The organism is Bacillus sp. FJAT-25509 (assembly GCF_001420605.1).
In the GTDB taxonomy this organism is placed as follows: Bacteria; Bacillota; Bacilli; order Bacillales; family Bacillaceae_G; genus Gottfriedia.
In genome coordinates, this window is record NZ_LJIZ01000038.1 from 375,915 (window position 1) to 385,751 (window position 9,837).

Annotated in this window: 6 protein-coding genes; all 6 read left to right on the top strand. The window is 34.6% G+C overall.

The window, feature by feature from the left end:
* Positions 1-81: 81 nt before the first annotated feature.
* Positions 82-1,908: a bifunctional homocysteine S-methyltransferase/methylenetetrahydrofolate reductase gene (locus AN960_RS23740; protein ID WP_056477316.1), complete on the top strand. Its 1,827-nt coding sequence runs from the start codon at positions 82-84 to the stop codon at positions 1,906-1,908.
* Positions 1,905-5,282, top strand: a complete 3,378-nt coding sequence (gene metH, locus AN960_RS23745; protein ID WP_056477319.1) for a methionine synthase — start codon at positions 1,905-1,907, stop codon at positions 5,280-5,282. Before AN960_RS23740 ends, metH begins: the two co-directional genes overlap by 4 nt.
* Before the next feature lie 128 nt (positions 5,283-5,410).
* Positions 5,411-6,316, top strand: coding sequence for a homoserine O-acetyltransferase MetA (gene metA, locus AN960_RS23750; protein WP_056477322.1), 906 nt, complete (start codon positions 5,411-5,413; stop codon positions 6,314-6,316).
* 132 nt (positions 6,317-6,448) lie between these two features.
* Positions 6,449-7,753 (top strand): homoserine dehydrogenase, encoded by a 1,305-nt coding sequence (locus AN960_RS23755; RefSeq protein WP_056477324.1) that lies wholly within the window; start codon positions 6,449-6,451, stop codon positions 7,751-7,753.
* The gene (thrC, locus tag AN960_RS23760) at positions 7,746-8,804 is read left to right on the top strand and encodes a threonine synthase (protein ID WP_172795456.1); all 1,059 of its coding nucleotides are present in this window, start codon (positions 7,746-7,748) and stop codon (positions 8,802-8,804) included. Before AN960_RS23755 ends, thrC begins: the two co-directional genes overlap by 8 nt.
* Positions 8,801-9,709 (top strand): homoserine kinase, encoded by a 909-nt coding sequence (gene thrB, locus AN960_RS23765; RefSeq protein WP_056477330.1) that lies wholly within the window; start codon positions 8,801-8,803, stop codon positions 9,707-9,709. Before thrC ends, thrB begins: the two co-directional genes overlap by 4 nt.
* Positions 9,710-9,837: the final 128 nt, after the last annotated feature.

The window sequence follows — 9,837 nt, forward strand, 5'->3', positions numbered from 1 at the left end:
GTGATCTGTACTTAAACGTCATTCTCTCATTTTTTTGAGGGAATGGCGTTTTTTTATTTTATATAAATGGGAAGTGATTGTATGGGCTTATTGGAAAAGTTAAAAGATGGAATTGTTTTAGGTGACGGTGCAATGGGAACGCTTTTGTATTCTGGCGGACTTCACAGCTGTTTTGAAGAACTTAATATTACTGAGCGTGATCGAATCATTCATATACATGAACAATATATAGATGCTGGCGCAGAAGTGATCCAAACAAATTCGTACGGTGCCAATGCTGGAAAACTGAGACAATATGGTTTGGAAAAGCTGGTTAAGCAAATTAATCAAATGGCTGTTAGAAATGCTAGAGAGGCTTCAAAAGGAAGAGCTTTAGTAATTGGTGGTATAGGTGGAATGAAATATGTAGGTTCTACTTTTACTACAGCTTTGGAACGAGAGATGATGCTACTTGAGCAGGCTTCGGCGTTACTAGAAGAAGGCGTAGATGGAATCATGCTTGAAACATTTTATGATGAAAATGAATTATATGATGCTGTAAATCTATTAAGAGGAAGAACGGATTTACCGATCATTGCACAAGTGACACTACAAGAAATTGGCGTCATGCAAAGTGGTCAATATATTGAAAAGATTCTTCCTAATTTAATTGATTTAGGTGCAGATGTAGTCGGAATCAATTGTCATCTTGGACCACTTCATATGCTGGAATCATTAAATACTGTTTCATTACCAACGAATGGTTATTTATCGGCATTTCCAAATTCAGGATTACCTTTATACAATGAGGGAAAATACGTATACAAATCGAATCCAGAATATTTTGAAGATATGGCAAAACCATTTATTGAGCAAGGTGTAAGACTAATCGGTGGATGCTGTGGTACAACACCAGCACATATCGCTGCTTTACGAAGTAAGATTGATACTTTACAACCTGTTACAAAAAAAGAAGTGAAAAACAGAACAATTAAAATTACAATCCCTAAACAAGAAGAGCAAAAGAATGAAACTTTAGCAGAAAAGGCAAAAAAGAGAACGACGATCATTGCAGAGCTAGATCCGCCAAAAACTTTACAAACGAGAAAGTTTTTTGAAGGAGCGAAAGCATTACATAGCGCAGGGGCTGATGCAATTACGTTAGCAGATAATCCATTAGCTTCACCTAGAATTTCGAATGTGGCGATGGCATCACTGCTTCAGAGATTGGATGTACCAGTCTTGACGCATTTAACTTGTAGAGATCGTAATATGATCGGACTTCAATCGCATTTAATGGGGCTATCAACATTAGGATTAAATGAAGTTCTTGCTATAACTGGTGATCCAGCAAGGGTAGGAGATTTTCCAGGTGCAACTTCAGTTTACGATGTAGCATCACTTGAACTTATTCGAATGATTAAGGAAATGAACGATGGTAGGCTTTATTCCGGTAAAAGCTTAGGAAATGGAACGAGGTTTTCTGTTGCTGCTGCTTTTAACCCGAATGTTCGAAAGTTTGATGCCGCAATTAAAAGGCTTGAGAAAAAGGTTGAGGCGGGAGCAGATTATTTTTTAACGCAGCCAATATATGATTTTGAAACGATTGATAAGTTATATGAGTCAACACGTCATATTAAACAGCCAATTTTTATTGGAATTATGCCGCTAGTTAGTAAGAAAAATGCTGATTTTATCCATTATGAAGTTCCAGGAATTACTTTATCTGAAGAGGTAAGAAATAGAATTTCATCAGTTGAACCCGAGAGAGCAGTTGATGAAGGTAAAAAAATTGCAAAAGAGCTTATTGATTATGTTAAGGATAAATTTAACGGGATTTATTTTATCACTCCATTTTTGAAGTATGAAATTACAGAGGACTTAATTCAATTTACTAAAAGCAGCAATAAAGAGGAGATTCAACTATGAAAACTTTAGACGTAGCATTAAAAGAAAAAATATTACTTCTTGATGGAGCAATGGGAACGATGATCCAACAAAGAGATTTAACAGCAGAAGACTTTGGTGGAGAAGAATATGAAGGTTGTAATGAATATTTAGTTGTTACAAGACCAGATGTTATTCAAGAAATTCATGAGGAGTATATAGATGCAGGGTCTGACATTATCGAAACGAACACATTTGGAGCTACAAATATTGTTTTATCCGATTACAATTTACAGCATTTAGATATTGAACTAAATGAAATTGCAGCAAGGATTGCAAAGCAAGCAGTTGTGGCATCGGGTAAAGAGGTATATGTAGCGGGTGCAATGGGGCCAACAACAAAAGCAATCAGTGTTACAGGTGGAGTGACTTTTGATGAATTAATTACTGCATATAATCGACAAGCAACTGGATTAATAAATGGTGGCGTAGATGTTTTATTAGTTGAAACTTGTCAAGATATGAGAAATGTTAAAGCTGCCTGTATTGGGATTAGTAATGCATTTAATGAGCTAAATAAAAAATTACCAGTTATGATTTCCGGAACGATTGAACCAATGGGGACAACATTAGCAGGTCAAACAATTGATGCTTTTTATTTAGCTATTGAACATATTTCTCCTATATCAATTGGATTGAACTGTGCAACAGGACCAGAGTTTATGAGAGATCATGTTCGTACATTGTCAGAACTATCTGAGACATTTGTATCTTGTTATCCAAATGCTGGCTTACCAGATGAGGATGGCCATTATCATGAATCACCAGAATCATTAGCGCATAAAGTACGTGATTTTGCTGAACAAGGATGGATCAATATTATAGGTGGTTGTTGTGGAACAACTCCTGAACATATTCGGGCAATGAAAGAAGCGATCAGTGGAATAACACCTCGTCAACCTAAAAAAAGAGAGGATCACGCTGTTAGTGGTTTAGAATCACTTCGCTATGATGATAGTATGAGACCACTTTTCGTCGGTGAAAGAACAAACGTTATTGGATCTCGTAAATTTAAAAACTTAATAGCTGACGGGAAATTTGAAGAAGCTTCAGAGATTGCTAGAGCTCAAGTGAAAAAAGGTGCCCATGTCATCGACGTATGTATGGCAGATCCAGATCGTGATGAAGTTGAAGATATGGAAAATTTCATAAAGCAATTAGTTAATAAAGTAAAAGTTCCAATCATGATTGATTCAACTGATGAAAATGTAATTGAATTAGCACTTACTTATATTCAAGGTAAAGCGATTATTAATTCGATTAATCTTGAAGATGGGGAAGAGCGATTTGAGAAGATTTTACCTTTCATTCATAAATATGGTGCTGCAGTAGTTGTTGGTACGATTGATGAAGATGGTATGGCTGTATCAGCAGAAAGAAAATTGGAAATTGCAAAAAGAAGTTATCAACTATTAACTGAAAAATATAAAATTCGTGCGACAGATATCATCTTTGATCCACTTGTTTTCCCTGTTGGAACAGGTGATACGCAATATATCGGTTCTGCAAAAGCGACAATTGATGGAATTCAATTAATTAAAGATGAATTTCCAGAGTGTTTAACGATTTTAGGCTTAAGTAATATTTCATTCGGATTACCAAATGCTGGTCGTGAAGTATTAAATGCTGTTTTCTTATATCATTCTACAAAAGCTGGTCTTGATTACGCGATTGTAAATACTGAGAAACTAGAGCGATTCGCTTCAATTCCTGCAGAAGAACGTGAGCTTGCTGAGAATTTATTATTCCATACGTCTCAGGAAACTTTAGATAAATTTGTTGAGCATTTTAGAAATTCAGTAAAGAAAGAAGAAAAACCAAAAGAACTGCTTCCGATTGAAGAAAGATTAGCGGCGTGTGTAATTGAAGGTTCGAAGCAAGGATTAATAGAAGATCTGCAAGCCTGCCTTGACCGTGGTGACATACCGTTAAATATTATTAATGGTCCACTAATGACCGGTATGGATGAAGTTGGAAGACTTTTCAATAATAATGAATTAATCGTGGCTGAAGTATTACAAAGTGCCGAAGTGATGAAGGCATCTGTAAACTTTTTAGAGCAATTTATGGAGAAAACTGAAAGCTCTAGAAAAGGGAAAGTCATTTTAGCGACAGTTAAAGGTGATGTTCATGATATTGGAAAGAACTTAGTAGATATTATTTTGACGAATAACGGATTTGATGTTGTCAATTTAGGTATTAATATTCGACCAGATGATTTAATTACAAAGATTCGTGAAAACAAACCAGACATTATTGGATTATCAGGCTTATTAGTAAAGTCTGCTCAACAAATGGTTATTACAGCTGGTGACTTAAAAAGCGCAGGGATTAACACCCCAATATTAGTTGGTGGTGCTGCATTAACTAGAAAATTTACCGAAAACCGTATTCAGCCAATTTATGATGGTTTAGTTGTTTACTCAAATGACGCAATGACAGGTTTAGACTTAGCAAATAAAATTGTTAATCCAGATGAATTAAAAGCATTAGAAGAAAAGAAAAAAGCAATTAAAAAAATAGACAATATTATTGAATTGCCAGTTCCAGAAGTTAGTACAAAGAGATCAGCAATACAAAAGTCAGATTGCTTAGTTCCTTCATCATTAAGCAAAACGGTCATAAAAAATATTCCAGTAGCTCAAGTGGCACCTTTTATTAATTACCAAATGTTAATAGGACATCATTTAGGGGTTAAAGGTAAATGGGAAAATCAAGAACGTGGTCAAGAATTATACGATTTAGTTCAAGAATTCTTAAAAGATGGAAATGAATATTTTGATTGCCAAGTAATCTATCAATTTTTCCCTGCTCAAAGTGAGGGAAATGATGTCATTATCTATGACTCTGAAACGAAAAAACCAATTGAACGTTTCCAATTTCCGAGACAAAGAAAAGAACCAAATCTTTGTATCAGCGACTTTTTAAATCCTGTTGGTGAAGAGATGGATTATGTTGGATTCTTTTCTGTAACATCGGGACCACGAGTAAGAAATATTGCCGAAAGATTGAAACAAGAAGGAGAGTATTTAAAGAGTCATGTTTTATTCTCATTAGCTTTAGAATTAGCAGAAGGTTTAGCTGAAAAAACTCATATGCTAATGAGAGAAAAATGGGGATTCCCAGATCGTCCAGATTTCACAATGTCTGAGCGTTTTAAAGCAAGATATCAAGGAATCAGGGTTTCATTTGGTTACCCTGCGTGTCCAAATCTTGAGGATCAAGAAAAGCTATTTAAGTTAATTAATCCAAATGAAATTGGGATTAATCTGACAGAAGGATTTATGATGCTACCAGAAGCATCTGTAACTGCAATGGTATTCTCGCATAAAGATGGAAGATATTTTTCAGTTTAAAAAGAGAGAATAATTATTCATTTAATTCAATAAAACCAAAATTTAGTATAAATAGTTAAATAGGTAGTAGAAATAGTTCATGCATCATTCTACTGCCTTTTTCCTAAGAAAAAAGAGGAGTGGAAAAAATGCCTGTAATTATCAACAAAGATCTACCTGCAACGGAAATACTAACGAAAGAAAATGTTTTCTATATGACCAAAGAGCGAGCGGAGTCGCAAGATATAAGACCGCTTCAAATAGGCATTTTAAATTTAATGCCAACTAAAATTGAAACGGAAACGCAATTATTACGTTTAATTGCAAATTCACCTATACAAGTAGATATCGATTTAATCGGTACTGAATCATACAAGCCAAAAAACGTTTCAGAAGAGCATGTTTCAAGCTTTTATAAAACAATATCACAAATTCAAAATACAAAATATGATGGCTTTATTATTACTGGTGCTCCAGTTGAGACACTTGAGTTTGAGGAAGTCGAATATTGGTCGGAGCTTAAAGAAATCATGGATTTCACAAAAGAAAATGTAACTTCTACATTGCATATATGTTGGGGCGCACAAGCAGGTCTTTATCATCACTACGGTGTTCCTAAATATACATTAGATAAAAAAATGTTTGGTGTTTTCCCACATACAGTAGAGGATCGCTTTGTGAAACTAGTACGTGGCTTTGATGACGAGTATTATGTACCACATTCAAGACACACTGAAGTTAAGAAGGAAGACATCGATAAAAAAGGAGAATTGAAGATTTTAAGTCTATCAGATGATGCAGGTGTCCATCTTGTTACTAGTGAGGACGGAAAGCAAATTTTCGCAACTGGACATCATGAATATTGTATAAATACTTTAAAATCAGAATATGAAAGAGATGTACAAAGAGGAGCGGAAATTACTATTCCAAAAAACTATTTTCAAAATGATAATCCGGAAAAACCACCGATTGTACGTTGGAGAAGCCATGCTAATCTACTATTCTCAAATTGGTTAAATTATTACGTTTATCAAGAAACCCCTTACAATTTATGATTTTAAAATTTAGGTTTCATAATTTCGTCAAATGTTAAATAAAAATAATTGGAAAATTTAAAAAAGTGTTTGCTATTTTCATAAAACATTCCCATAATGTAAATAATATCAAATTTTAACGGAGGAGATCATATGAAGGACTGTATATCTATTGGACTATTAGGACTTGGAACTGTTGGAAGTGGTGTTGTAAAAATTGTTGAAAATCATCAGGACAGATTAGCTCATCAAATCGGTTGTTCTGTACAAGTAAAAAAGGTTCTTGTTAAGGACCCTGAAAAGGAACGATCAATTTCAATTCAGAAGGAATTATTAACGACAAACGCTTATGAAATTTTAGATGATGCTGATATAGATGTTGTTGTAGAGGTAATGGGTGGAATTGAAGATGCTAGACAATACATACTTCATGCTCTTCGAAATAAAAAACATGTAGTTACAGCTAATAAAGATTTAATGGCTTTATATGGTACTGAATTACTCCGTGTAGCAAATGAAAATAAATGCGATTTATTCTATGAAGCTAGCGTTGCTGGTGGTATTCCTATTATTCGTAGTTTAGTAGATGGTCTTGCTTCAGACCGTGTAACTAAGCTAATGGGAATTGTAAATGGAACGACAAATTTTATTCTTACAAAGATGAGCAACGAAGGTAAGGCCTATGACGATGTATTAAAAGAAGCTCAGGAACTCGGCTTTGCAGAAGCAGATCCAACATCTGATGTTGAAGGTTTAGATGCTGCGAGAAAAATGACGATTTTAGCTAAATTAGGTTTTTCAATGGATGTTGAACTAGAAGATGTGCAAGTACGTGGAATTAGTTCAGTATCTTCAGAAGACATTGATTTTGCTAGATACTTTGGTTATACAATGAAATTAATCGGTTATGCGAAAAGAAACGATAATCGAATTGAAGTTAGTGTTGGACCAACTTTAATTGCACATAATCATCCATTGGCATCTGTTAGCAATGAATTTAATGCAGTTTATGTATATGGTGAAGCTGTAGGAGAAACGATGTTCTATGGACCTGGTGCAGGTAGTTTACCAACAGCAACTGCAATCGTATCAGACTTAGTTGCAGTAATGAAAAATATGAGATTAGGTGTTAACGGTACAAGTGCTGTTTTACCACAATATCCAAAAGAATTAAAAGAAGATCATGAGATTTGTTTTAAATCTTTCTTCCGCTTTACAGTAAAAGATCAATTAGGTTCGTTCGCAAAAATTACTTCAATTTTTACAGAATCTGATATAAGCTTTGAGAAAATCATTCAAGTTCCATTAAAGCATAAAGGTCTTGCTGAAATTATTTTAGTAACACACCATGCTTCATATTCAGCATACAAAAAGGTAATTGAAAATTTAGAGACATCTGATGTAGTCGATGAAGTACGTAGCTATTATAGAATTGCAGGTGAAGATCGTGATGTATAAAGGATTAATTGAAAAATATTCAAGTTTCTTACCTATAAATGAAGAAACACCAAAATTAACTTTAAATGAAGGAAATACGCCATTACTATTTTTACCTCGCTTATCAGAAGAGTGGGGAATTGAATTATTTGTTAAATTAGAAGGGCTAAACCCAACTGGTTCATTTAAAGATCGTGGGATGGTAATGGCAGTTGCTAAGGCAAAAGAAGCAGGAAGTTCAGCAATTATTTGTGCATCGACTGGTAACACATCTGCCGCCGCTGCAGCGTATGCGGCAAGAGCTGGTATGAAATGTTTTGTTATTATTCCTAATGGCAAAATTGCATATGGTAAACTTGCGCAGGCTGTCATGTATGGAGCACATATAATTAGTATTGATGGAAATTTCGATCACGCATTACAAATGGTAAGAAAAATTAGTGAGACTGAACCAATCACACTAGTAAATTCCGTAAATCCATATCGAATAGAAGGGCAGAAAACAGCTGCTTTCGAAATTTGTGAGCAATTGGAAGCAACTCCAGATATTTTAGCCATTCCAGTCGGAAATGCAGGGAATATTACAGCTTACTGGAAAGGATTTAACGAATACAACCGTTCAAAAGGTTATCAATTACCTAAAATGCATGGTTTTCAAGCAGAAGGTGCAGCACCAATTGTTAATAATAAAAAGGTTGAAAATCCCGAAACAATTGCAACAGCTATTCGAATTGGTAATCCAGCAAGCTGGGAGCACGCAGTAAATGCAATTGGGCAATCAAACGGTGCAATCGATAGTGTATCAGATGAAGAAATCTTACAAGCGTATAAATGGATTGCATCAAAAGAAGGCGTATTTGCAGAACCAGGTTCATGTGCAAGTATTGCTGGTGTATTTAAACAAGTACAGTCAGGTGTAATCAAAAAAGGCTCAAAAGTAGTAGCCATTTTAACAGGTAATGGATTAAAGGATCCAGATATCGCAATTCAATCAAGTAAAATTGAACCAATTTTGTTACCGAATGAAGAAAAAATTGTATTAGAACATTTACAAGGTGTGGTTTCGATATGAAAAAACTTTTCCAAATAACAGTTCCTGCAAGCACTGCAAATGTAGGACCTGGTTTTGATTCGATTGGTATCGCTTTAGACCGATACTTAACAATTGAAGTATATGATCACGATCAATATAGCTGTGAGGGATTTAGTGAATATTTGAAAGATATTCCACTTGATCAGACAAATTTAATCTTAAAAACAGCGATTGATGTTGCAAAAGCAAATCATAAATCTTTGCCAACATGTCATTTAAAGCTTGAAAGTAATATTCCTTTAACAAGAGGTTTAGGAAGTAGTGCCTCAGCAATAGTAGGTGGCATTATTCTGGCAAATGAACTTTGTAATCTTCAATTACCTATAGAAGAACAGCTTAGAATCGCAACTTCAATTGAAGGTCATATGGATAATGTCGGTGCTTCACTTTATGGCGGCTTAGTCATTGGGACTTTTATAGATGGAAAAGCTTATATCCAACACTCGAAATTAAATAAAGTATCAGTAGTAGCAATTATTCCAAAATACGAATTAGAAACTGTCCATGCAAGAAATATATTACCTTCAACGATTTCTTATAAGGATGCTATCCAATCTAGCAGCTATAGTAATATATTAGTTTTAGCACTATTAACGGAAAATTGGCCATTAGCAGGCGATATGATGAAACGAGATCTATTTCACGAACCATATCGATGCAAAATTGTAAAAGAACTAGACACCCTAAAACAAATCGAATTACCTGAATATGTGCATGGATTTGTATTAAGTGGTGCCGGTCCGACAGTACTAGCATTTGTTTCAATCGAAGGCTGTACTGAAGCAATCAACTATTTTACACGTTTATTTCCAAATTGTGATGTAAGTGAAATAAAAGTAGAAAACAATGGTGCAACAGTTAAGCATTCAATCCACTCGAATTAAAAGAAACCACTCAACTATTGAAGTGCACCCCAAATGTTAGACACGACTAATATTTGGAGGTGCATTTTTTATGACTAAATTTACTACTGAACATAAATTAGCGGTAGTTATGCGTTATTTAGAAGGTA

What these genes read in the sequence shown, in the direction of transcription:
- thrC (WP_172795456.1), top strand. Translation starts at nt 7,746, where the DNA reads ATGTATAAAGGATTAATTGAAAAATATTCAAGTTTCTTACCTATAAAT.
- thrB (WP_056477330.1), top strand. Translation starts at nt 8,801, where the DNA reads ATGAAAAAACTTTTCCAAATAACAGTTCCTGCAAGCACTGCAAATGTA.
- metH (WP_056477319.1), top strand. Translation starts at nt 1,905, where the DNA reads ATGAAAACTTTAGACGTAGCATTAAAAGAAAAAATATTACTTCTTGAT.
- metA (WP_056477322.1), top strand. Translation starts at nt 5,411, where the DNA reads ATGCCTGTAATTATCAACAAAGATCTACCTGCAACGGAAATACTAACG.
- AN960_RS23755 (WP_056477324.1), top strand. Translation starts at nt 6,449, where the DNA reads ATGAAGGACTGTATATCTATTGGACTATTAGGACTTGGAACTGTTGGA.
- AN960_RS23740 (WP_056477316.1), top strand. Translation starts at nt 82, where the DNA reads ATGGGCTTATTGGAAAAGTTAAAAGATGGAATTGTTTTAGGTGACGGT.